Origin of the sequence: Glutamicibacter sp. HZAU (assembly GCF_004100365.1) — a bacterium.
GTDB lineage: Bacteria > Actinomycetota > Actinomycetes > Actinomycetales > Micrococcaceae > Glutamicibacter > Glutamicibacter nicotianae.
The window spans coordinates 75,699-99,199 of record NZ_SCKZ01000004.1 but is presented as its reverse complement, the minus strand read 5'-3'; the positions used below and the strand labels follow the sequence as shown (position 1 = coordinate 99,199).

General features: G+C 61.4%; 22 protein-coding genes. 4 read left to right on the top strand and 18 right to left on the bottom strand.

The genetic code is table 11. From position 1 onward, the window contains the following. Positions 1 to 48 precede the first annotated feature (48 nt). The 6 genes from EKH49_RS07185 to EKH49_RS07160 all read right to left on the bottom strand — a co-directional run bounded on the left by EKH49_RS07185 (position 49) and on the right by EKH49_RS07160 (position 6,083). Positions 49 to 831: a GntR family transcriptional regulator gene (locus tag EKH49_RS07185; RefSeq protein WP_038991078.1), complete on the bottom strand. Its 783-nt coding sequence runs from the start codon at positions 829 to 831 to the stop codon at positions 49 to 51. A 113-nt stretch (positions 832 to 944) separates the two neighbouring features. Then, on the bottom strand, positions 945 to 1,346 hold the full coding sequence (locus tag EKH49_RS07180) for a cytochrome c oxidase subunit 4 (RefSeq protein ID WP_038991079.1): 402 nt from the start codon (positions 1,344 to 1,346) through the stop codon (positions 945 to 947). Between the two features lie 2 nt (positions 1,347 to 1,348). Next, a complete protein-coding gene (gene ctaD, locus EKH49_RS07175; RefSeq protein ID WP_128470286.1) occupies positions 1,349 to 3,067 on the bottom strand; it encodes an aa3-type cytochrome oxidase subunit I in 1,719 nt (572 codons plus the stop codon). Between the two features lie 2 nt (positions 3,068 to 3,069). Then, on the bottom strand, positions 3,070 to 3,951 hold the full coding sequence (ctaC, locus tag EKH49_RS07170) for an aa3-type cytochrome oxidase subunit II (protein ID WP_128470471.1): 882 nt from the start codon (positions 3,949 to 3,951) through the stop codon (positions 3,070 to 3,072). Between the two features lie 214 nt (positions 3,952 to 4,165). After that, complete coding sequence (locus EKH49_RS07165; RefSeq protein WP_038991082.1) at positions 4,166 to 4,540, bottom strand: HesB/IscA family protein; 375 nt, start codon at positions 4,538 to 4,540, stop codon at positions 4,166 to 4,168. A gap of 133 nt (positions 4,541 to 4,673) precedes the next feature. Then, entirely contained in the window at positions 4,674 to 6,083 is a 1,410-nt protein-coding gene (locus EKH49_RS07160) for a dipeptidase (protein ID WP_128470285.1), read from the bottom strand. 69 nt (positions 6,084 to 6,152) lie between these two features. Here EKH49_RS07160 and EKH49_RS07155 point away from each other — a divergent pair, with 69 nt between their 5' ends. Next, positions 6,153 to 6,746, top strand: coding sequence for a DUF3043 domain-containing protein (locus tag EKH49_RS07155; RefSeq protein WP_038991084.1), 594 nt, complete (start codon positions 6,153 to 6,155; stop codon positions 6,744 to 6,746). A 405-nt stretch (positions 6,747 to 7,151) separates the two neighbouring features. On the opposite strand, the gene EKH49_RS07150 is transcribed toward EKH49_RS07155, so the two are convergent. Then, positions 7,152 to 8,216, bottom strand: coding sequence for a quinone-dependent dihydroorotate dehydrogenase (locus EKH49_RS07150; protein WP_128470284.1), 1,065 nt, complete (start codon positions 8,214 to 8,216; stop codon positions 7,152 to 7,154). Positions 8,217 to 8,276: 60 nt separating this feature from the next. On the opposite strand from EKH49_RS07150, the gene EKH49_RS07145 reads away from it, so the two are divergent. Beyond that, on the top strand, positions 8,277 to 9,314 hold the full coding sequence (locus tag EKH49_RS07145) for an alpha/beta hydrolase (protein ID WP_236641070.1): 1,038 nt from the start codon (positions 8,277 to 8,279) through the stop codon (positions 9,312 to 9,314). A 5-nt stretch (positions 9,315 to 9,319) separates the two neighbouring features. Here the strand turns inward: EKH49_RS07145 and EKH49_RS07140 are convergent, their stop codons facing one another. From EKH49_RS07140 to leuA, 3 genes are all read right to left on the bottom strand, one after another. Next, entirely contained in the window at positions 9,320 to 10,126 is an 807-nt protein-coding gene (locus tag EKH49_RS07140) for an isoprenyl transferase (protein WP_073706233.1), read from the bottom strand. Then, positions 10,123 to 10,872 (bottom strand): DNA repair protein RecO, encoded by a 750-nt coding sequence (recO, locus tag EKH49_RS07135; protein ID WP_066138376.1) that lies wholly within the window; start codon positions 10,870 to 10,872, stop codon positions 10,123 to 10,125. Before recO ends, EKH49_RS07140 begins: the two co-directional genes overlap by 4 nt. Positions 10,873 to 11,121: 249 nt before the next feature. Then, on the bottom strand, positions 11,122 to 12,864 hold the full coding sequence (gene leuA, locus EKH49_RS07130) for a 2-isopropylmalate synthase (protein WP_128470282.1): 1,743 nt from the start codon (positions 12,862 to 12,864) through the stop codon (positions 11,122 to 11,124). 297 nt (positions 12,865 to 13,161) lie between these two features. Here leuA and EKH49_RS07125 point away from each other — a divergent pair, with 297 nt between their 5' ends. Beyond that, entirely contained in the window at positions 13,162 to 14,334 is a 1,173-nt protein-coding gene (locus EKH49_RS07125) for an FAD-dependent monooxygenase (RefSeq protein ID WP_128470281.1), read from the top strand. 42 nt (positions 14,335 to 14,376) lie between these two features. On the opposite strand, the gene EKH49_RS07120 is transcribed toward EKH49_RS07125, so the two are convergent. The 5 genes from EKH49_RS07120 to EKH49_RS07100 all read right to left on the bottom strand — a co-directional run bounded on the left by EKH49_RS07120 (position 14,377) and on the right by EKH49_RS07100 (position 18,909). Beyond that, positions 14,377 to 14,955 (bottom strand): hypothetical protein, encoded by a 579-nt coding sequence (locus EKH49_RS07120; RefSeq protein ID WP_128470280.1) that lies wholly within the window; start codon positions 14,953 to 14,955, stop codon positions 14,377 to 14,379. A gap of 209 nt (positions 14,956 to 15,164) precedes the next feature. Next, positions 15,165 to 16,127, bottom strand: a complete 963-nt coding sequence (gene era / locus EKH49_RS07115) for a GTPase Era (RefSeq protein WP_128470279.1) — start codon at positions 16,125 to 16,127, stop codon at positions 15,165 to 15,167. Next, positions 16,120 to 17,406, bottom strand: coding sequence for a hemolysin family protein (locus EKH49_RS07110; RefSeq protein ID WP_201739577.1), 1,287 nt, complete (start codon positions 17,404 to 17,406; stop codon positions 16,120 to 16,122). Before EKH49_RS07110 ends, era begins: the two co-directional genes overlap by 8 nt. A gap of 4 nt (positions 17,407 to 17,410) precedes the next feature. Continuing rightward, the gene (gene ybeY / locus EKH49_RS07105) at positions 17,411 to 17,884 is read right to left on the bottom strand and encodes an rRNA maturation RNase YbeY (RefSeq protein ID WP_128470278.1); all 474 of its coding nucleotides are present in this window, start codon (positions 17,882 to 17,884) and stop codon (positions 17,411 to 17,413) included. Continuing rightward, positions 17,881 to 18,909: a PhoH family protein gene (locus tag EKH49_RS07100; protein WP_128470277.1), complete on the bottom strand. Its 1,029-nt coding sequence runs from the start codon at positions 18,907 to 18,909 to the stop codon at positions 17,881 to 17,883. Before EKH49_RS07100 ends, ybeY begins: the two co-directional genes overlap by 4 nt. 340 nt (positions 18,910 to 19,249) lie before the next feature. Between EKH49_RS07100 and EKH49_RS07095 the strand changes: the two genes are divergently transcribed. Continuing rightward, positions 19,250 to 20,131 (top strand): GerMN domain-containing protein, encoded by an 882-nt coding sequence (locus tag EKH49_RS07095; protein WP_161567467.1) that lies wholly within the window; start codon positions 19,250 to 19,252, stop codon positions 20,129 to 20,131. Between the two features lie 269 nt (positions 20,132 to 20,400). Here the strand turns inward: EKH49_RS07095 and EKH49_RS07090 are convergent, their stop codons facing one another. The 3 genes from EKH49_RS07090 to hrcA form a co-directional block, all read right to left on the bottom strand. Next, entirely contained in the window at positions 20,401 to 21,174 is a 774-nt protein-coding gene (locus EKH49_RS07090) for a 16S rRNA (uracil(1498)-N(3))-methyltransferase (protein ID WP_128470275.1), read from the bottom strand. A gap of 3 nt (positions 21,175 to 21,177) precedes the next feature. Continuing rightward, entirely contained in the window at positions 21,178 to 22,299 is a 1,122-nt protein-coding gene (gene dnaJ / locus EKH49_RS07085) for a molecular chaperone DnaJ (protein WP_128470274.1), read from the bottom strand. A 66-nt stretch (positions 22,300 to 22,365) separates the two neighbouring features. Continuing rightward, the gene (gene hrcA / locus EKH49_RS07080; protein WP_128470273.1) at positions 22,366 to 23,379 is read right to left on the bottom strand and encodes a heat-inducible transcriptional repressor HrcA; all 1,014 of its coding nucleotides are present in this window, start codon (positions 23,377 to 23,379) and stop codon (positions 22,366 to 22,368) included. Positions 23,380 to 23,501: the final 122 nt, after the last annotated feature.

Genomic DNA, 23,501 nt, shown 5'->3' with positions numbered 1-23,501 from the left:
GGTTGGGCAGAACCCAATGTCCTTGACACCTGAGCCGCAAGCCCAAGCTCAGAACGTGTCCGTGTAGCGTGGCGTGCGAGTACCGACTCGCTGCAATGGAACGAACAGCTTGTAGCGGTCCGACCGGTAGAGCGAGACAGAATAGTCGGCCAACCGATCGCCGATGTAGGCGTAGCGCGTGATCTGCAGGAGCGGGAAGCCGGGGTCTACGCCCAAGAGCACCGCTTGCCTCTTGCTGGCTGCAGTGCTTTCCACTTGATCCTCGCCCCATTCAAGCAAGATGCCGTAGCGCTCGTGCAAGGCTTGATATAGCTTGGACGGCGGCTCGCCGTCCACGAAACCCGGCACGAGATCAGCGGGCATATAGTTCTCGTCCAGGCTCATGGGAATGCCATCGGCGAGCAGCAGGCGCTTGAACTGGACGACTGCTGTGCCCTCCTCCACCATCAGCTGCGCCGCAAGGCTGGCGTTGGCCTTGATCTCCGCGAATTCGAGTACGTGGGCATCCGGAACCATGCCGCGGCGCATCATGTCCTCGGAGTAGGAGTGCAGGCGGACACGGAGATCCAGTTTCTCGGGCACGACGAAGGTCCCAATTCCGACTACCCGCTTGAGCACCTGTTCATCGACCAGCGCGTCGATGGCTTGCCGGATGGTTTTGCGGGCTACGCCGAAGTGCTCAGCCAGCACGCGTTCGGGTGGCAGCTTGTAGCCGGGTTTGCAGGCTTCGCGCGCATGAGTCTTGAGAATCTCGCGGATCTGCCGGTACTTGCTTTGCTTGCTCTGCGGATCAAGGTGCGCCTGAACGTGTGGCTGCGGTGCGTGGCGCATGCTGCATCTCCTCGAACTGGATATCCCGAGGGCCAATTGCCTTCGAAGAACTGTTATTAAAAGACTAACGGGGTGGCAAGCAAAAGTGCTTGCCACCCCGTTAGGGTTGCTGCTTAGTGAGCGTGATCGCCACGGCTGTATTCGTAAACCCAGCCGGTCACACCAACGACGGCCAAGCCGGCGCCGATGAAGAAGACCCACCAGCCGACAGCCAGGCCAAGGAAGCCAACAGCTGCCGCGGATGCCAGGACCAATGGCCACCAGCTCCATGGGGAGAACATTCCGATATCGCCGGCGTTCTCGTGGATTTCGCCATCCACACGGTCCTCCGGGCGGTTGCCAACGCGCTTAGCGGTGAACAGCAAGTAGCCGCCTACCATTGCCGAGAGTCCGACCAGCATGATCAAGGCCAGCAATCCGACCCATTCTTCCCAGTTGGTCATGTAACCGTAGACAATTGCTACCGGGGTGAAGAAGAAGACGCCACCCAGGAAAATCCAGGATTCAACTTTCATCGTTATACGTCCTTCTGGTCAGCCGAGCCGAAGATCTTCGCAACCGGAGTTTCGGGGGTAACCCGTCCGCTCAGTTCCGGGTGGTGCAGATCCAGTGCTGGACGCTCCGAACGGATGCGAGGGATGGAGTGGAAGTTGTGACGTGGTGGAGGGCAAGAGGTTGCCCACTCCAGCGATGCGCCGAAGCCCCATGGATCGTCAACTTCAACCTTCTTGGCGTTTCGGTGGGTTACCCACACGTTCCAGAAGAATGGAATCATCGATGCACCCAGGATGAATGCGAAGACGGTCGATACCTGGTTCATGGTGGTGAAGCCATCTTCAGGCATGTAGTCGGCGTAGCGACGTGGCATGCCCATGACGCCCAGCCAGTGCTGGATCAGGAAAGTGCCGTGGAAGCCGATGAACAGCAACCAGAAGTGGATCTTGCCAAGGCGCTCGTTGAGCATCTTGCCGGTCCACTTTGGCCACCAGAAGTAGAAGCCAGCGAACATCGCGAACACGACGGTACCGAAGACCACGTAGTGGAAGTGGGCCACAACGAAGTAGGTATCCGATACGTGGAAGTCCAGGGATGGAGCCGACAGGATAATGCCGGTCAGGCCGCCGAACAGGAAGGTGATCATGAAGCCAATGCTCCAGAGCATTGGGGTTTCAAAGGTGATCGAGCCGCGCCACAGGGTACCGATCCAGTTGAAGAACTTCACACCGGTTGGAACCGCGATCAGCATGGTCATGAAGCCGAAGAATGGCAGCATGACCGAGCCGGTGACGTACATGTGGTGTGCCCACACGGAAACCGACAGGGCGGCAATTGCGATGGTCGCGAAGACCAGGCCCTTGTAGCCGAAGATCGGCTTGCGGGAGAACACTGGGAAGATCTCAGAGACGATGCCGAAGAACGGCAAGGCAATGATGTAAACCTCAGGGTGGCCGAAGAACCAGAACAGGTGCTGCCACAGTACGGCACCGCCATTGTCCGGATCGAAGATATGAGCGCCGAAGCGGCGGTCTGCACCCAGTGCGAACAGCGCAGCTGCCAGCGGCGGGAAGGCCATCAGGATCAGCAACGAGGTGATCAGGGTGTTCCACGAGAAGATCGACATGCGCCACATGGTCATGCCAGGCGCGCGCAGGCAGATGATGGTGGTGATGAAGTTGACGGCGCCAAGGATGGTACCGAAGCCCGACAGTGCAAGGCCGAAGACCCAGAGGTCGCCGCCGATGCCTGGCGAGAAGGTGGTGTTCGACAGCGGTGCGTAAGCGAACCAACCGAAGCTAGCTGCACCCTGAGGGGTGAGGTAGCCGGCCAGAGCGATAATCGAGCCCAGCGAGAAGAACCAGAATGCCAAGGCGTTCAGACGTGGGAAGGCCACATCCGGGGAACCGATCTGCAGAGGCATCATGACGTTTGCGAAACCAGCGAACAGCGGGGTTGCGAACATCAGGAGCATGACGGTGCCGTGCATGGTGAACAGCTGGTTGTACTGTTCCTTGGTCTGCAGGATCTGCATGCCTGGTTCGAACAGCTCTGCACGAATCAGCAACGCCATCAGGCCGCCGACGCAGAACAGGATGAACGAGCTGATCAGGTACATGTACCCGATCTTCTTGTGGTCGGTCGAAGTGATGTAGTCGACGAATAGACGACCCTTAGACTTCGGCACTACGGCTGGGGCAATCGACTTTACGTCGTCAGTCGCATATTCAAACGTTGTCATGATTACTCTCCTTCCCCGTGCTCTACTACGACGCCGTTAACAGCATTTGGCTGACGGTCGTATTCTTCACCAATGTGGCCATCTTCCAGCTTAGCCAGCTGAGCCTTGAACTCGGACTCGCTGACAACCTCAACGTTGAAGAGCATCTCCGAGTGGTACTCGCCGCAAAGCTCGGCGCACTTACCGTCGTAGCTGCCTTCAACCTGTGGAGTCAGGTAGATGTAGTTGGTCTTGCCTGGGATCATGTCCAGCTTCTGCAAGAAGGCTGGGACCCAGAAGGAGTGGATGACATCGCGGCTATTGAGCTCAAGGGTTACCGACTTGCCTGCTGGCAGGTACAAGGTTGGCAGTTCTTCGCGAACGCCTTCCGAGCCATCGGTGTTCAAGTGAGCCTGTTTACCGGCGAAATACTTCTCGGTGCCCTGGTAGCTGTAGTTGAAGTCCCAGGCCCATTGCTTGGCTCGGACGTCCACTACAACCTCAGAATCAACAGGGGTGTTGATCTGCTTTTCCAGGTTGTTGTTGAAGCTAAAGAAGACTAAAACAAGGACCAAAGGAATGGCCGTGTAGAAGATCTCCAATGGCAGGTTGTAGCTCAGCTGACGCGGGTAACCCGTATCGTTCTTGCGGCGACGGTAGGCAATGACGCACCAGAGCATCAATCCCCAAGTCAATACGCCGATGACAATAACAGCGATCCACGAGTGAACCCAGAAATCCTGGATTGCCCCGGTGTGGTTGGTGGTATCGCGCTCCACGTTTGGGAGCCAACCGCGTTTTGCCTCCGCTGTACATCCCGTCAACAGCAATGCGCCAGTGCCGACTAAAGCCAGTACTTTGGCTTTAGCGGACCCGCGACTGCCGGTTCGGTCTTGCGAACTCACAGACGGCCCTTCCTCTTTGTTGGTGCAGAATGTGGTCTTCATAAGTCACCTCGTGGTTTAAACGAGTTGCACGGTGAGGTGGCTCACGAAGGGAAACATAGTTTTACTACTTAATGTAGAGCTTACCCTCTTTGGGGTCAGAATGCCGAAAAACGCCGCTGTACTAACGAGAAATTTCTTCAACGTTTGAACAGCGGCGTTAGTTCCCTACGGCCTAGTGGAAGGAATCTCCACACGCGCAGGAACCGGATGCGGCCGGGTTGTCGATGGTGAAGCCCTGCTTCGAGATGGTGTCCTCGAAATCAATGGATGCGCCAGCAAGGTAAGGCACGCTCATTTTGTCGACGATGACTTCAACGCCGTCGAAGTCGCGAACCGCGTCACCTTCGAGCATGCGCTCATCGAAATAAAGCTGGTAGATCAGGCCCGAGCAGCCGCCTGGCTGCACTGCGATGCGGAGACGAAGATCATCCCGGCCTTCCTGCTCCAGAAGCGAGCGAACCTTGGCCGCTGCCACGTCGGAAATCTCTACCTCGTGGGTTGGCACCTCGGTTGGGTCGCCCTTGGTCTGGTCAACAGATGCAGTCATGATTTTCCTCCCATACTGCTCGATGCGGTACCAAGCCCCAGGTTTGTTCTGGAGCTGGCACCTCTGTTCTTGCTTCTATCCTACGTCGCTACGCTGAAGATTTCTCCCCTTGTGTCTCTCCCTATGACACGCTTCATAGTCCCTCGGCGTTGATCCTCGCCAGCATCAGTGCTTCAGCCTCAATGGCGTGCTGGAAGTCGCCCAGGTGCAGCGACTCGTTGGCTGAATGCGCACGCGAATCAGGATCCTCGACGCCAGTGACGAGAATCTGGGCCTGCGGGAAGACTTCCAGCAAATCTGCAATGAATGGAATTGATCCACCCAGCCCCATATTCACTGGTACAACGCCCCAAGCTTGTTCCAGTGCCCAGCGCGCAGTGTCATTGGCTGAAGCATCCAAATCGGCCTTGTAGGCGTTGCCCGCTTCCGTAGCCACGAAGTCAACTTCGGCGCCACGCAAGTCAATGCTCTTGACATGTGACTCAAGGGCCTTGAGTGCATCCGCTGGGTTCTGTCCTGGCGCAAGACGCATCGATACCTTGAAACGCGTTGCCGGCAGCAACGTATTCGATGAGTGGTCAACGCTCGGGATATCCATTCCAATTACGCTCAGCGCTGGTTTATTCCACAAGCGGTCGGTGATCTTCCCGGATCCAGCGAGCCGGAAGGAATCCAGGACACCGGAATCCTTGCGGAACTCTGCTTCATCGAAATCGACTTCAGCGGCGTCGTTGGCGACCAAGCCCGCAACGGCAACGGAGCCATCGTCATTGTGGAAGCTGGAAATCAGCTTGGCAGCCAAGACTGGGCCATCGAGGACGGGGCCGCCGAACATGCCCGAGTGGACCGCATGGTTCAGTGAGCGGACGGTGATCTCCGCCGCGCACATGCCGCGCAACGAACTGGTCAGTGCCGGAGTTCCAACTGACCAGTTGGATGAGTCGGCAACGACGATCACGTCTGCCGCCAGCTTTTCCTGATGCGCGTCCAAGAAGTTGCGGAAGGATGGGGAGCCCGCTTCTTCTTCGCCTTCGAAGAAGTAGGTTACGCCGACGCCGAAGTCGCTGACGAGATCCAGCACGGCGCGCATCGCAGCGATGTGCACCATGATGCCAGCCTTGTCATCAGCGGCGCCGCGTCCGTACAGCCGGTCCCCTACCTTCGTGGCTTCGAAGACCGGGGTATTCCAGTCTGCCTCGTTGCCTGGGGGCTGGACGTCGTGGTGCGCGTAGAGCAGCACGGTCGGCTTCCCGGGGGCTGCCTTGCGCTGCGCGACAACGGCAGGTGCGCCCATAGCGCCATTCTGCGCTGGTTCGCGCAGGATTTCCACGGTCTCCATGCCAGCCGACTTCGCCAATTCGGCAACGGCAGCAGCTGATTTTTCCAGGTTCTGCGGGTCGAAGGATTCCCATGCGATGCTTGGGATCGCGACCAGGGAGGTGAGCTCTTCGAGGATCTTCTCGAAGTTCGTTTCGATATGGCTCTTGAGCGCGGCAATATCGACACCACTAGCAGCGGCGTCGAAAGTAGTATTTTCGGTCATGTCTTCAGCCTAGCAATTCCACGGGTATCGAATGTCACGCCGTGGCCGAAACCCGGCTAAGATGGAGGGGTGTTTGGACGTAAGAAGGATGAACCTCAATCCCCCGTAAATGTGGAGCCTGCCCAGCAGGCCCCGGAATCCACCGACGGCCGAAAGACCGGTCCAACGCCCAAGCGCAGTGCGCAGCAGGCGAACCGGCAACGTCCGTTGGTTCCTACTGATCGCAAGGCCGCGAAGGAGGCTGAGCGTCAACGACGCATCGAAGCCCAGAACCGTTTACGCTTGGCGAACGAAACTGGCGATGAACGCTACCTGATGCCGCGCGATAAGGGCGAGCAAAAGCGCTACACCCGGAATTTCATTGACTCCCGCTGGATGTTCGGCGAGTTCATGATGTTCATCATCCTGGCCTTCTTGGTCATCTCGCTGGTATTCCAGAGCAATCTGCAGGTTCAGATGTTCGTGCAGCTGGCCCTGTGGGTCGTGATCGCATTGATCATCGTCGAGGCCATCGTGACTTCCATAATCTTGAAGAAGCGCTTGACTGCCAAGTTCGGCCACATGGAGAAGGGCGTACGCATGTACGCTGCGATGCGCGGCATGCAGTTCCGCAAGTTACGCCTGCCGAAGCCGCAGGTCAAGCGCGGCGAAATCATCGACTAGTCGATCCAGCTAGATCACTGAGGGGCAAGCTCGCATGAGCTTGCCCCTTTTCTAATCTAATTCCTCCATGTGGTACATGATTATAACGTTGTGAACGTGAATACAAGAAGAATGGAGATCTTCATCTACCGGGCAGTTCCAGCAGCAAATTTTCCATACAGCCTTGTATCTGGAGGTGAGTCTCGTGCTTGTGGACGCGGATACAAGGATTCCTGGAGCCTGTCACTCTAAATTTCCAGCTTCTCCCTTGCCTCCCTGGCTCTGGATTCACCACGTGCGCGAGATAGCACACGAGGTCATTGTCGGGACAGCTTCGCAGTAGCTGAACGAGCTTAAAGCTGTACGGCCCCGATTGTGAAAATCGAGGCCGTACCAGAGTGATGAGGGGCTTGCCCGCCCAACGCTCTAGAGCATGCGCTCTAGATCCTTGTTGATGGAACGTGCCCAGAACGGACCCTCGTAGAGGAATGCAGTGTACCCCTGCACCAAGTCCGCGCCCGCGTCCATGCGCTCCTTCACATCCGTGGCATTTTCCACGCCGCCGACGGAGATCAACGCCATTTCGGCAGGAACCAATGAACGCAGCTGGCGAAGAACCTCAAGCGATCGCTGCTTGAGCGGAGCCCCTGATAGTCCGCCGGCACCAATTTTTTCAACCTTGGCAGCATCGCTATTCAAGTTCTCACGACCGATAGTCGTGTTGGTGGCAATGATGCCATCGAGTTCAAGCTCGATGGCCAAGCGCGCGACATCGGCAACGTCCTCATCGCTCAAGTCGGGAGCGATCTTAACCAGTAGCGGGATGTGCCGCCCTGCAACCTTGTCAGCCAGCTGGCCAACTTCCGAAAGCAGCGGGCGAAGAGAATCGACGCTCTGCAGCAGGCGAAGTCCTGGGGTGTTCGGGCTTGAAACGTTCACCACCAGGTAATCCGCGTGGATCGCCAGCTGGCGAGTGGACGACAGGTAATCCGCGACCGCATCCTCCAACTCCACGACCTTGGTCTTGCCGATATTCACGCCAATCACCGGACGGGTTCCAGCGTAATCAGACTTGAGCTCCTGGCGGGCACCCGCGACGCGGGCAGCCACGCGCTCGGCACCTTCATTGTTGAAGCCCATGCGGTTGATAACCGCGCGGTCGTCAACCAGACGGAAAAGCCTTGGTTGCGGATTACCGGGCTGGGCCTGTCCGGTAACCGTTCCGATTTCAACATGGCCGAAACCTATGTCGCTCAACGCCAGGATGCCGGTGGCTCCCTTGTCGAAACCGGCAGCCAATCCAAATGGCGATGGGAAGTCGATACCCATGACGGTGCGATTCAGTTTGGGTGCCGGGGCGAAGAATTTGCGTGCTGCCTTGGTGAGCCCTGCACGTTGCGCAATCTTGATCGCGTTGAAGGCAAAATGGTGAGCCTGTTCAGGATCCATCTTGGTGAAGACGTGCTTGAAGACCAGTGGGTATATGCGCATAGACCTATTTTCCCGCGAAGAGGCCGAAACAGACAACTTGAGGTGGGTAGTATTCAAGATATGAAGCACTTCGTCGTCCCAGAAAGCAGCAACTGGCCCGACTTCATGTCTTCCACCCGCCCGGGGCAATGGGTTGAAGATCCGCTGGGGCCCGATTTCGAGCACCAAACCCTGGATTTCGGAACCGATGCCGAAGGCCCGGTGGTGGCAACGCTGATTCGGTACCGCCCGGCAGGATTCCGGCAACGTCTCGGGCGCAAGACGCAGGGAATCGTGCTGAGCGTGCACGGCTGGAGCGACTATTTCTACAACCGTGAACTGGCTGTTTTCTGGCATCACCACGGATACCACTTCTACGCACTGGATCTGCGCAGGCATGGTCGCAGCTTGAGAGCAGAACATGCCTTGCCCGGATACGTTGACGACTTGGCGGACTTCGACGAAGAGCTTGAAGCGACTTTGGAACTGCTGCGCAAGGAGCATCCGGGCCTGCCAGTAGTGGCCCAAGGGCACTCGACCGGCGGACTGATTCTTAGCTTATGGATTGCGCGCCGGCAACCAGAGATCAAGGCTCTGGTGCTGAATGCTCCATGGCTCGAATTCCAGGGAACAGCCTTCTTGCGCATTCCCATTCATGGCCTGATGGAAGCGATCACCCGCACGAATCCGCGCCGGAAGCTCAGCGGGCCAGAATTCGACCATTACTGGCAATCACTGAGTACCGACAGCCACGGCCAGTGGGATGTTCATCGACTGTGGCGGCCAAGAGTCGCTTTTCCGAATACCGCGGGATGGCTGAAAACGATCTTCGATGGCCATGCACTAGTAGCCAAAGGGCTGAAACTCCAGCAGCCGATCTTCGTGCTCACCTCGGACCGGACCCACATCGGCACGATCTACTCCCCCGATATGCAGCATTGCGATTCGGTACTGGACGTTCAGCAGACTCGCCTGCGGGCGATGAAGCTGGGCAGTTTCGTCACCCTGTCCGAAATTCCCGGAGCAATGCACGATGTGTTCACCTCCGCTGAACCGGCCAGAGCCGCGGCGTATCGCGACTTGAGCCTTTGGCTGCGGATGGTGGGCACAGCGCGCTGAACGTCCTACCCCTGGGGCTTGTCGACGGCTCCACCGTAGCGGCGATCGCGCTTTGCGTATTCTTCCACCGCGGCATACAGCGTCCGCCGGTCGACATCCGGCCACAACTGGTCCAGGAAGACCATCTCCGCGTACGCCGACTGCCACAGCAGGAAGTTGCTGGTGCGCTGCTCGCCACTGGTCCGCAGGAAGAGATCCACATCTGGGAGTTCTGGCGCATGCAGGTACTTGGCAATGGTCTTTTCGCCAACGGAACTGGCGCGAAGCTTGCCGGCAGCGACATCTTGGGCAATTTGGCTGACTGCGTCGCCAAGTTCTGCCCGACCGCCATAGTTCACGCACATGGTCAGCTGGCATCCCAAGTTGTCCTTGGTCAGCTCTTCGGCTTCTTTGAGCTCGTTGATCACTGACTTCCAGAGCTTGGGCTCCCGGCCCGACCAGCGAATGCGCACGCCCCAAGAATTCAACGTATCGCGTTGGCGGCGCAGGACATCACGCGAAAAGCCCATCAGGAAGCGGACTTCCTCTGGGCTGCGCTTCCAGTTTTCCGTGGAGAACGCATAGACCGAAACATATTTGACACCCAACTCCACGGCGCCTGCCATCACATCGAGCAGCGCGGCTTCGCCTGCACGATGCCCCTCGGTACGCGGCAGTCCGCGCTGGTTGGCCCACCGCCCATTGCCGTCCATGACAATCGCCACGTGCTCAGGGATGAGCTCCTGGGGAATGGCCGGCACCTGTGGATTCTCCGGATGCGCAAAGGGAGCAACGGGGCCTCGGCGGCCGGTGATCTTTGGAAGCTTCTTCAATTTCTCTCCACAAGACGTAGGGAATTCACTGCACGCTCTAGGTGCCATTGCAAGTAATTGGCCACGATATCTGCTGCCTGCTTGCGCGCACGGGGTCCTGCCTGTGCCACGGTGGACCAGTCCCCCTCCAATAGGGCCTGCAGATATTCGATGGTGATGGGGTGCGGGGATAATGATCCGGAAGGGCGGCATTCGGGGCAAACCACGCCACCAAGCTGGACGTGCAGTGCTTGATGCGGGCCAGGCTTGCCGCAGCGCACGCAATTGGTGAATGACGGTGCCCAACCAGCGACCGACAGCGCCCGCAGAATATAGGAATCGAGCACGGCCCCGGAATCGACCCTCTGCTTGGAGAGCAGCGCGATCGCACCGTGGAAGAGCTGATATTGCTGGAGCGTTGAATCGCTGTCCGTCTCGAGCAGCCTTTCGGCGATCTCCGACATGGCGTTGGCCACCGTATAGCTCGGGTAATCCATGACCAGCAGCTGGCCGTAGGGGTTGCGCAGCTGGGCCTGCGAGACGATATCGAGGTTCCGGCCCATCACCAGCAGGGCATTGACCTCCATGAAAGGTTCCAGCGTTGCGCCCATCCTCGACGAGGTCCGGCGTACTCCCTTGGCCACGGCACGGACAATTCCGTTGGGGGTCAGCAACGTGATGATCCGGTCGGCTTCACCTAGCTTATGGGTGCGCAAGACCAGACCACGGGTGTGGTAGCTCTTGGAAGCGAAACCTGATCTGGACACAGACAGTATTCTCCCACTTCAACGGCCAAAGTTCTGAATCGATCGAATCCTATGCGCGCCGATTCGCCCGGGGACGTGGCAGCTGCACGAGCAATCCGGCATCTACCGGGCCTGAAGCAAAAGGGTTCAAGGCACCCCTCGGCTTGAACCGGGCAGAAAGGCCGAGAACGCCGTGCAGGACTAAAACGCCACGGCCAGCGGGGAGGAGCTGGCCGTGGCGTCGATCTGGCAACAGGTGCTGCCGGCTGCCTACTTGCTGTCGCGAATTGCGCGGTTGACCGCAGAGACCACGGCCTTCAGCGCCGCGATGTTGGTGTTGGTGTCCAGGCCGATGCCCCAGAGGATGCGATCGCCCACGGCGCATTCGACGAAGGCCGCGGCACGGGCGTTCCCGCCTTCGCTCATGGCGTGCTCGGAGTAGTCCAGCACGCGCAGATCCACCCCATCGTCGTTGAGCAGCTTGACCAGCGCGGAGACCGGGCCGTTGCCCTGGGCGCTGCGCTCATGGGCCACGCCGTCGATGATCAGCTTGGTATCCAGGCGGAAGCTGCCATCCTCTGCCGAAGCCGCGGTGGCCGAGGCGATCTGGTAGTAGCCCCACGAGTTCATTCCCGAATCCTCGCTGACCGGCAGGTACTCGTCCTGGAAGACATCCCAGATGTGCTGCGAGGAGATCTCGCCGCCCTCGGTATCCGTCTTGCGCTGGATGACGCCGGAGAACTCGATCTGCGCGCGGCGCGGCAGATCCAGGTTGTAGTCGTTCTTCAGCAGGTAGGCCACGCCGCCCTTGCCGGACTGCGAATTCACGCGGATTACTGCTTCGTAGGAGCGGCCGATGTCCTTCGGATCGACCGGCAGGTACGGAACAGCCCAGACCAGGTCGTTGATGTCCTTGCCTTCGGCCGAAGCCTTGGCTTCCATGGCTTCCAGGCCCTTCTTGATCGCGTCCTGGTGGGAGCCGGAGAAGGCAGTGAAGACCAGATCGCCGCCATACGGGCTGCGCTCGGGCACCGGCAGCTGGTTGCAGTACTCGACGGTGCGGCGGATGTGGTCCATGTCCGAGAAGTCGATCTGCGGGTCAACGCCCTGGCCGAACATGTTCATGCCCAGGGTCACCAGGTCGACGTTGCCGGTGCGTTCGCCGTTGCCGAACAGGCAGCCTTCGATGCGGTCGGCGCCGGCCAGGTAGCCCAGCTCTGCGGCGGCCACGCCGGTGCCACGGTCGTTGTGCGGGTGCAGCGAGAGGATGATCGAATCGCGGTTGGCCAGATTGCGGTGCATCCACTCGATCGAGTCGGCGTACACGTTCGGGGTGGCCATTTCCACGGTGGCCGGCAGGTTCAGGATCATCTTGTTCTCCGGGCTGGCTTCCAGCACCTCGGCGACGGCCTCGGAAATGCGCTTGGCGAATTCCAGCTCGGTGCCCGTGTAGGACTCCGGCGAGTACTCGTAGGTGATCTTGGTGCCGGTCAGCTGCTCTTCGTACTTCTTGCACATCCGCGCGCCCTGGACGGCGATGTCCACGATGCCGTCCTCATCCTGGCGGAACACGACTTCGCGCTGCAGGATCGAGGTGGAGTTGTACAGGTGCACAATGGCCTGCTTGGCGCCTTCCAGGGCTTCGTAGGTGCGCTCGATCAGGTGCTCGCGGGACTGGGTGAGGACCTGGATGGTGACGTCCTCGGGAATGCGGTTCTGCTCGATGAGCTGGCGCACGAAGTCGAAGTCGGTCTGCGACGCCGAAGGGAAGCCGACCTCGATTTCCTTGAAGCCCATCTGGACCAGCAGGTCGAACATCTTGTGCTTGCGCTCCGGGCTCATCGGGTCGATCAGCGCTTGGTTGCCGTCGCGCAGGTCAACCGCGCACCAGCGCGGGGCCTTGGTGATGTACTTGTCGGGCCAGGTGCGATCGGGCAGATTGACCTCGATCTGGTCCTGGAATGGAACATACTTGTGGATTGGCATGTTCGAAGATTTCTGCATGTTCTGCATTTCTTTGGGTCCCCTAGACAAAAATAGTGCTTACTTTGTGGGGCCAGACAAGAGCTACTCCGCGACGAGGGGTCGGCCTGTAGACCACTAGCGGTCCTTTGGATCCTCGCAGCGGCTGAGTAGTAGTAGAAGCTCGAAATGCACGAGATGAGCATAGCACCGCGCTTCTCAGGCAGGTGAAACTTATTTCGCCTGCGTGTCACATACTGGACATCCCGGTGGCGAACAGCGGTGGACATGAAGGCAGCGCAGGCGAAGAATGGGCACCATCACGCCATAGCCGCAGGAGGTCCAGCAATGAAGGCGATCATCATCGGCGCGGGCATCGCCGGGCTCGTCGCCGCCCGGCAGCTCGGGCTTGCCGGCTGGAATGTGCTGGTGCTCGAGCGGTCGGCTGCCCCGCGCCCCGACGGGTACATGATGGACTTCTTCGGCCCGGGCATCGAAGCCTCCGAGCGCATCGGGCTGTACCCCTATCTGGATCAGGTTGCCTACCGCGTGCAGGCCGCGCAGTATGTGGACCGGCGGGGCAAGCCGACAGCGTCGCTGGACTACTCGAAGTTCTCCGATCTTGCCGGCGGCAAGGTGCTCACCTTGCTGCGGCCGGACATGGAAGCGGCCGCGCGAGCCGCGCTCCAGGATGCCGATCCGTCGCGGGTCCAGCTACGCTACGGGGTTCATATCGACCAGCTGGACATCCATGGCCAGCGGGCCCAGATCCGCATCAAGGGGCACAACCAGCCGGAGCTTGCGGATCTGCTGGTCGGGGCCGACGGCATCCATTCAACGGTCCGGGCAAGGTTCTTCGGTCCGGAAGAGGCGTTCCTGCGCCCCTTGGGAATGCGGGCGGCAGCCTTCATCATCCGGGATCCCGAGCTGAACCGGCGCTTCAAGAACCGCTTCGTGCTCACCGATACGGTTGACCGCACCGCGGGCATCTATGGGCTGCGCAGCGACGAGGTCGCATCATTCCTGGTCTACCGCCATGAACACGGGGCCCCGCTGGGGCCGGCCCGCGATCGGCTGCGCAGTATTTTCGCTGGGTGCGGTGGGCAGGTGGACCGGTTGCTGATGCAATGCCCGGAAGATCCGTATGACGATGCCGTCGCGCAGGTGGTGATGGATTCCTGGCATGCCGGCCCGGTGGTGCTGATCGGCGATGCGGCCGCCGCGGTGTCGCTGCTCGCCGGGCAGGGCGGGGCGATGGCTGTCTGCGAGGCCGCGGCCTTGGGCGATGCCGTGGGCGGCGTTACCGATCCCGGGCAGCTGCAGCCGGCCCTCGCCCGGTACGAGCAGACGATGCGGCCCAAGATCGCCACCGCCCAGGCTTCAGGGCGCCGTGCGGCCAACAGCTTCCTCCCGCGCAACCAGCTGGGACTGTGGATACGGCGAATCATTGTGAACTCCACGCATCTTCCGGGCATGGACCGGCTGGAGGCCCGCCAGATTGTCAAGCGCCTGGCCAAGTAGCGTGCTGCTGCTCCGGGCCCCAGCCAGCGGTGGCGGGGCATCTCAGTCGCGCCGCCACCTGTTCCGGCCGGTGACGGCCAGCCAAACACCTGCGCAGATCATCACGATGCCTGCCGCCAGCATCACCAGTTCTCCCGCCCCGGTGTTCCTGTTACGGTCGCCGAGCAGTGCCATGCCGAGGCCGCCGGCACCGAACAAGGCCACCCCGACACCGGCAAGACGGAGCATGAACGGCGAGCGTCCGTGAGCGAAAAACAACAGCGGCACTGCGGCCAGCAGCAGCGAGCCGGTGCCTACGGCGATCTTGAACATGCGCTGGCCGGGGTCCTCGTCCGCCGTGAGCAGGCAATAGGCGGCGAGTCCTCCGAGGACGATTGTGGGAAGCAGAATCATCATGGTCACTGCCTGTATCGCTGCGATGGCCCGCTGCGCCGCGGCCAGCCGAGGCGAAATATCCAGCCCCCGCTTTCGCCGCCGCGAGCAGCGGACTTCGACGACGATGCAGAAGACCGGCCAGGCCACGAGCAGCAGCAACCCGCACAGGGCGATGAGGCCGGCAGCGAAAGGCCAGAGCTTCGCGAGACCAGCCCCGATGACAAGCAGCAGGGCTCCGGGGACCAAGACGGAGAACAGTCAAGTGGTGGCCATGCAGGTACGCTTTTCCGTTCATTTGCAGGTTGGCCGGCGGTGCCAGCTGCGGGATCGCGGCACGGGCATGTCCGCAGCGCCCCGAACCGGTGGCCATCCTAGCAGCCGACCGGTTCCTGTGGCATGCAGGCGGGCGGGCGGCTCGCGCCGCCCGGGGCGCTGTATCGGTTCGCGGAAATCTGCTAGAAGCCGAGGCGTCCGAGCTGCTTCGGATCGCGCTGCCAATCCTTGGCGACCTTCACATGCAGGTCAAGGTAGACCTTGGTGCCCAGCAGCTTCTCGATGCCGCGGCGGGCATTGGTTCCGACCTCGCGCAGCCGCGAACCGCCACGGCCGATGATGATGGCCTTCTGGCTTGAGCGCTCGACGAACAGCGAGACGTGGATGTCGATCAGCGGGTTGCTCTCGCTGCGGCCCTCGCGCGGCACCATTTCCTCGACGACCACTGCCAGCGAGTGCGGCAATTCGTCGCGCACGCCTTCCAGCGCGGCTTCGCGGATCAGCTCGGCAACCATCTTTGCTTCCGGCTCGTCGGTCAGCTCGCCGTCCGGGTACAGCGGAGGGCCTACCGGCAGGTGCTCGACCAGCACATTGGCCACCTCTTCGACCTGGAACTCCTTGACCGCGGAGACTGGCACGATCGCGGCGAAGCCCTGCTCGCCGAAGTTCTGCGTGCCCATTTCGGCGACGGCGATCAGCTGCTGCGCGAGCTGCTCGCGGTCCACCAGGTCGGCCTTGGTGACCAGCGCGATGATCGGCTTGCGCTGCAGCTGCGCCAGCTGCGTGGCGATGTAGCGGTCGCCCGGGCCGATCTTCTCGTTAGCCGGGATGCAGAAGCCGATCGCGTCCACCTCGGAGAGGGTCTCGGCGACCAGGTCGTTCAGCCGCTGGCCGAGCAGGGTGCGCGGACGGTGCAGGCCGGGGGTGTCGACCAGGATCAGCTGCGCATCCTTGCGGTGCACGATGCCGCGGATGGTGTGGCGGGTCGTCTGCGGCTTGGCGGAGGTGATGGCCACCTTCTGGCCCACCAGCGCGTTGGTCAGCGTGGACTTGCCGGCGTTCGGGCGGCCTACGAAGGAGGTGAAGCCGGAGCGGAAGCCCTCGGGCCATCCGCTGGAGGCGAGCAGGTTCTGGTTTTCACTCATCTGAGGAATCCTCGTCGTTCTCAATATGGTCGGATGCGTCTGTTTCCAGGCGCTCTACATGGATTTTGCCGATGCGGTTGCGGCGGCCGGCGAGGGCCACCACGGTCAGGCGCAGGCCGTGCACATCAGCGGTGGAACCGAGTACCGGCACCGATTCCAGGGCCTTGGAGAGCAGGCCGGCGACGGTATCGACGTCCTCTTCATCGATGTGCATGCCGAAGTGGTCGGCCACATCGTCAATGGATGCGGCGGCCACGGCGAAGATCGAACCGTCGGGGTTCTCGATCAATTCGGCCCGCGAACGATCATACTCGTCGTCGATCTCGCCCACGATTTCCTCGAGCAGGTCCTCCAGTGTCACCAGGCCTGCGGTGCCGCCGTATTCGTCGATGACGACTGCCAGATGGATGGACTCCTGCTGCAGTTCCTGCATCAGCTCTGCCGCCGACTTGGATTCGGGAACGAAGCGGACCTTGCGCGCAAGGTCGGCCAGGGACTGCGCCTGCTGCAGGCCGTGGATTTCGCGGATCAGGTCCTTGAGGTAGATGATCCCCTGGATGTCATCGGTATCCTCGCCGATCAGCGGGATGCGGGAGAAGCCCGAGGCGATGAACAGGTCCATGGCGCTGTGGAATGAATGATCAGCATCCAGCACCACCATGTCGGTGCGCGGCACCATCACGGAGCGGACGCTGGTCTCCTCCAGGTCGATCACCGAGGAGATCAGTTCGGCCGATTCCTCGTCCAGGTCCTCGCCTTCGGAGGCGCGATCCACCAGATCGCGCAGGCGTTCCTTGCCCAGATAGCCTTCGCCGTCCGCGCCGCCGGGGCTCAGCGCCTTGGCAATGGATGCCAGCCAGTTGGTGACCGGCCCCAGGACCAGGCGCAGGAAGCGGACCAGGGTGGCGGTGGACTGCACGACCTTCTGCGCGTTGGACCGCCCGTAGCGCCGCGGGGACACGCTGACCAGGACGAATCCCAGGGCGGCCATGGCAATTGTCGAGATCATGCCGATCAGCCACACATTCTCGATCCACTGGGAAACGAGCAGAGCCACGGCGACCGCCGAAGCGGTCTCGAACCAGATGCGCCAGAACTTTACCGCCTGGGCGTGGCTTTCGGCCTCATCCAGGATCGCGGAGAGCGGCTTGGAATTGGATTCGGCGCGCAGGCGTTCAGCCGCGTGCCGGGATAACGCGTAGAAGGCCGAGTCGACAGCGGTCAGCACGGCCGAGAAGGCCATGAAAACCAGGGCCAGGACCAGCAAGATGATTTCCACCGGGTTATTCCACCGTTTCCTTCGGTGCTGGGCGGCCAGTGTAGGATTCCAGCAGCTTGCGCTGCAGTGCGAACATCTCTTCCTTTTCTGCTGGTTCCATGTGGTCGAAGCCCATCAGGTGCAGCAGGCCATGGGTGGTAAGCAGCAGGATCTCGTCGTGCGTGCTGTGCCCGCCGGCCTTGGCCTGGGCTTCGGCGACCGTAGGGCAGATCACGATGTCGCCGAGGATGCCGTTCTCCCCCGGCGCGCCGGCGGTGCCCGGACGCAGCTCATCCATCGGGAAGCTCATCACGTCGGTGGGGCCTTCGAGGTCCATCCACTCGACATGCAGGGCGCTCATGGCTTCCTCGTCGATGAAAACGATGGACACCTCGGTTTCCGGGTGCAGGAACATGGCCCGCATCACCGATTCGGCCAAGGCGTTGACGTCCTTGAGGTCGACGTCGTACTCGGTTTCGTTATTTACTTCGATGCTCATTTGCTACGGCGTCCCCGGTTGTGTTCTTTGCGTCGGGTGTCATCCCAACGGTCGTAGGCTGTCACGATGTCGGCAATCAGGCGGTGGCGCACCACATCCGAAGAGTCGAGCCGGCAGATGCTGATGTCGTCGATGCCGTCGAGGACATCGCTGGCCATGCGCAACCCGGAGGTGGCATTGTTCGGCAGATCCACCTGGGTGACATCGCCGGTTACTACCATCTTCGAGCCGAACCCCAGGCGGGTGAGGAACATCTTCATCTGCTCGGTGGTGGTGTTCTGCGCTTCATCCAGGATCACGAAGGCGTCATTGAGCGTGCGGCCGCGCATATAGGCCAGCGGTGCAACCTCGATGGTTCCGGCTTCCAGAAGCTGCGGAATGGTTTCCGGGTTCACCATGTCGTGCAGGGCGTCGTAGAGCGGACGCAGGTACGGGTCGATCTTCTCGGTCAACGAGCCGGGCAAGAAGCCCAGCTTCTCCCCCGCCTCAACCGCAGGACGGGTCAGGATGATGCGGTTGACCTGCTTGTCCTGCAGGGCGGCGACGGCCATGGCCATGGCCAGGAAGGTCTTTCCGGTGCCGGCCGGGCCGATGCCGAAGGTGATGGTCGAATCCTCGATGGCGTCGACATAGCTCTTCTGGTTCACGGTCTTGGGCCGGATGGAGCGTCCGCGTCCCGAGAGGATCTTCAACCCCAGGACGTCGGTGGGCGCATCCGGGTTGCCGGCGCTGAGCATCTTGATGATCTGCTCGATGGTTTCGGCGCTCATGCGCGAGCCGCGGGTAGCCAGGGCACGCGCTTCCTCGGTGACGCGCTGGGCCTTGCGGACTTGCTGGGGGTCGCCGACCAGGGCCAGGGCTTGGCCGTTGGGGCGGAAGCTGACCTGCGGGTAGGCTCCGGAGAGGATCCGCAATAGCTCGTCATTGGGGCCCAGCGTGGCAATCATGAGCTCAGCCGTATCGAAACTGATGGTGAGCGATGCGGATCCGTTCTCCGCGGTCGCTTTATTCTGTTCAACCTGCATGCAGTGCGCGGCGCCCCTTTGCGAGCTTCGTAGTGTTCGAGAATTGTTGTGCTTGCCATTCTATCGAGTCGCAGGCCAATCCGGAGAAAATTCAGGTCTCAGCGTAAGCAGGAATACCTGAAAGTACTCTTGAATGATGCTAATAGGAGCATGTGGCGAACATATAGATTTGGTTACGGATTAGTAAGTTGGGCCATTTTTAGCCAGGTAGCGGCCTCGAATATGGCAAGCTTGAGAGCGGTTCCGCAACTGCCGCGGACCGAAACAGCAATAAATCACCACGGATTGGTTCGCAGTGCAATCAAGGATCTTGCGGAAGATTCCACGTCGATTCGGCGTTTTGGGAATCACTGCCGCTCTCGTCGTCGCCGCAGGCTGCGGTTTGACGAATCGCGAGAGCTCCTATGAGATGCCTTCGACCCCTGCGGCCGCATCGCTGAACCTGCCGAGCGCCACCGACGCTGGCGAGGATGTCGGCATGGCCGCCAGCCTGCCGGTCTACTGGCTGGAAAACACGGACACCGGCGTGTACCTGTACCGCGAGTACATCCAGGACATCCGCCATCAGGAACCCATTGGCGATGCGATCTGGACGCTGCTCACGGCAGACCCGATGAAGCCGAAGCGCTATACCCACCTGAAGCCAACCGATGAAATCGGCGTTTCCATCAGCAACGCGAATGTCATCACGCTGGATCTGCCAGCCAAGGTGTTCAGCGCCCGCCTGGATCAAGGCCTCTCCGAGCGGGCCATCCAGCAGCTCGTCTTCACCGCCACGGCAGCTGCCGCCAGCGCTGGCCTGGTTGTCGGGGACACTGCCCCGACGGTCCGCATCCTGGTGGACGGACAGGCCAACGCAACAGTTTTCGACGGCTTCCGGCTCAAGGATGTCTACGCACGCGATGCCGATTTCATTGCACCGATCTGGATCATTGATCCGCAGTTCGGCGCGACCTTGAAAAACGGCTCGATCAAGATCAATGGCCGAACCACCCAGTTCGACATTGGCACCTTCTACTCCCTGCAGCGCAAAGACGCCGATGGCAAGCTCACGGTGATGACCGCCCAGAAGCAGGTCAATCCCGGGCAGATCAAGGACGACGGTTCCTTCACCCTGACCACCGATCTGCGCGCAGGATCCTACCGGCTGACCTTCTGGGGACTTGAAACCGGATCCGAGCATCTGGTCGGCAAGGTCGTCAGCGACTTCCGCGTCGAATAGCGCATCCCCGCTGCAGCGGCCCCGACCTGGTCGCGGAAGTACTCCAAAGGCAGCGATTCCTGTCCCCAGACAGCAGCTATCAGCGCGATCGCGCCGAATTCTCCCGCTTCAGGCTGCCCGCGGAACTGCCTTCAAAACCATGAGATGCACTGCGGCGAACGACGATTCTGTACGCCCGCCAAAAGCAGAATTGCTCCGCACAAGCCGAGCGCGCAGGCGCACCCTAGGCTTGTGCGGAGCAATTTCGATGCCCGCAAGATTGCATGAATCTAGATCTCGCCGATCAGATGGCGGATCAAGACCAGTGCCGCCGGACCGGCGGTCGAAGCGCGCAGCACGTGCTGGCCGAGCAGGGCTGCACGCGCACCGGCATCCACGAAGGACTGCAGTTCCGTGTCCGATATGCCGCCTTCCGGACCGACGATCATGATGACCTCCTGGCCGGTCTGGGCCTCGGCGAGCCACGTCTGCACGTGCCCCGCGACCGAATCCGCAGCCTGCTCATGCAGGACCAGGACCAGAGCGCCGCGCGCGGCATCCTCGGCAATGGTCTTGGCCAGCTCCTTGGAGCCCACGGGGTCCAGTACCTCTGGCTCATAGGCGCGGCGCGACTGCTTCTGCGCTGAGCGCACCTGGGCACGCCACTTGGCCATGGCCTTCTCGACCTTGGCCGCGTTCCAGCGCACGATTGACCGGTCGGCCTGCCAGGGGCGCACCGCCAGGGCTCCAAGCTCGACGGCTGCCTCAACGGCCTGCAGGTCGCGGTCCCCCTTGGACAGGGCCTGGACCAGGGTGACCGGGTGGTCGCTGACGGCTTCCTCGGTGCGCCGCAGGACCTTGACGCGCAGCAGGTCCTTGGCGGTGGCGACGACCTCTACGGTCAGGCGTAGCCCCTGGCCATCGAGCAGGTCCAGGTGCTCGCCGGCGGCGGCCCGCTTGACGGTGACCGCGTGGTGCGCCTCAGGGCCGTCGAGTTCGAGAACATCGCCGACAGAGGCATCCTGGCCCTGCTGGGCGTCGATGACGAAGCTGTGGTTGCTCATGGCCTAGCGCTGGTTCAGCTTGTCGCGCAGGCGGGAGAACATCCCGCCGGAATGCTCGACACGGCCGGCCGTCATTTCCTCGCCACGCAGCTTGGCCAGCTGCTCGAGCAGCTCGCGCTGGGTGGCATCCAGCTTGGTCGGGGTCTCCACCTGCAGGTGCACGATGATGTCCCCGCGCTTGCCTCCGCGCAGGCGCGGCACGCCGAGGCCCGGCAGGGTCACGGTGTCGCCATCCTGGGCGCCCGGCTCGACATTGATGGCCTGCTCGCCGTCGAAGGTTTCCAGCTTCAGCTCGCAGCCCAGAGCCGCGGCGGTCATCGGCAGGCTCATCTTGGCGTGCAGGTCGGTGCCGGAGCGTTCGAACACCTTGTGGCGGCGCACGTCGACCTCGACGAACAGGTTGCCGTTCGGGCCGCCGCCCGGACCGGCTTCGCCCTGGCCGCGCAGCTGGATGCGGGTGCCGGAGTCGACACCTGCAGGAACGTTCAGCGACTTGGAGACGTGCTCGCGCACCCGGCCTTCGCCGTTGCACTCCAGGCAGGGGTCCGGGATGGTGGTGCCGAAACCGCGGCAGGCAGCACAGGTTTCCACGGTCATCATCTGGCCCAGGAAGGAACGCACCGGACGCTGCACCTGGCCTGCACCATGGCAGATGTCGCAGGTGACCGGGCTGGTGCCCTCGCGGGTGCACGAGCCGTTGCAGGTTTTGCAGGTGACGGCGGTTTCCATCTCAAGCGGGTACACGGTGCCCTTGACTGCGTCCTCAAGGTCGATGGTGATGGTGATCAGCGCGTCGCGGCCCGGCTGGGTGCGCGATGCCGGGCCCTGGCCCTGGCCGCCGCCGAAGAACTGCTCGAAGATGTCGCCGAAGCCGCCAAAGCCCTGGCCGCCGCCGAAGCCCGGGTGGCCGTTGCCGTTCTCATCGCCGGTGGCGTCGTAGTTGGCGCGCTTGGTCTGGTCGGAAAGTACTTCATAGGCTCGGGTGACCAGCTTGAACTGCTCTGCAGCTTCATCGCTCGGGTTCACATCCGGGTGCAGCTTACGTGCCAGCTTCCGGTAGGCACTCTTGATTTCCTGCGGGGTCGCGTCCTTGGCTACACCCAGGGTCTCGTAATGCGAGCTCACGTTATTCGCCGTGTCCTTTCCTAAGACTCTTAAACTTCATTCGTGCCGGGCTGGCGCCCAGCGAGGCTAGTTAGCCAAAATCTTCGACAGGTACCGTGCCACCGCACGCACCGAGGCCATGGAGGTCGGATAGTTCATCCGGGTGGGGCCCAGGACCCCGAGCTTGTTGCGCACATCGGCGCCGTAGGTCGTCGCGACCACCGCTGCATCGGAGAGCTGGCCAAAGTGGTGCTCGGTGCCAATCGCCACGGCCACGCCGCGCGAATCGGCTTCCAGCTCCGAGAAGAGCTTGAGCAGCACCACCTGCTCTTCGAGTGCTTCGAGCACCGGGGTGATGCTCAGCGGGAAGTCCCCCTCGACGCGGGCGAGGTTGGCGGTGCCGGCCATGATGATGCGCTGGGCATTGGCTGCATGGGCCATTTCTTCCAGCGCGCCGATCACATGCTCCACCAACGGGTCGGCCTGCTGTGCCGGGCTGAGCTCCATGCGGCCGAGCCGGCCGGCCAGCTCCGCCAGCTGCACTCCCCCGAAATTATTGAGCAGCCACGACTTCAGCTCGCCCAGCTCGTCATCGCTGTAGGAACGCTTGACCGGCATCATCCGCTGGTCCACCGTGCCGTTGGAGGCGATCATCACCATCAGCACCTGGGTTGGGCCCAAGCCCACCAGGTCGAGGTTCTTCAATGAAGCGGTGTCATAGTGCGGCACCTGGATCATCGCCACCTGGTTGGTCAATCGTGCCAGCAGGCGCACGGTGCTCTTGAGCATCTCGTCGAGGTCCGTGGAATTATCCAGGATCTTGTTGATGGCGTCGCGTTCTGCCCGCGACAGCGGCTTCAGTTCGCCGATCTCGTCCACGAAGCGACGGTAGCCCTTTTCGGTGGGAATGCGTCCGGAGGAAGTATGCGGAGCGGCAATCAGCCCCTCCTCTTCCAGCAAAGCCATGTCATTGCGGATCGTCGCGGCGCTGACGCCGAGGTTGTGGCGGTCGAGGAGCGCTTTGGAACCCACCGGCTCACGGGATTGGACGTAGTCCTCCACGATGGCACGCAGAACGTCCAAGCGTCGTGGCTCCGACATGACAGCACCTCCTTGGATTCCCTGTGCCCAGCCTTGGCACTCTAACCTGTCAAGTGCCAAGTCTAATACGTTCAGCTGTTGCTAGCATTGGATTTCGAGCGTATTCGATCACAGCGAAAGGC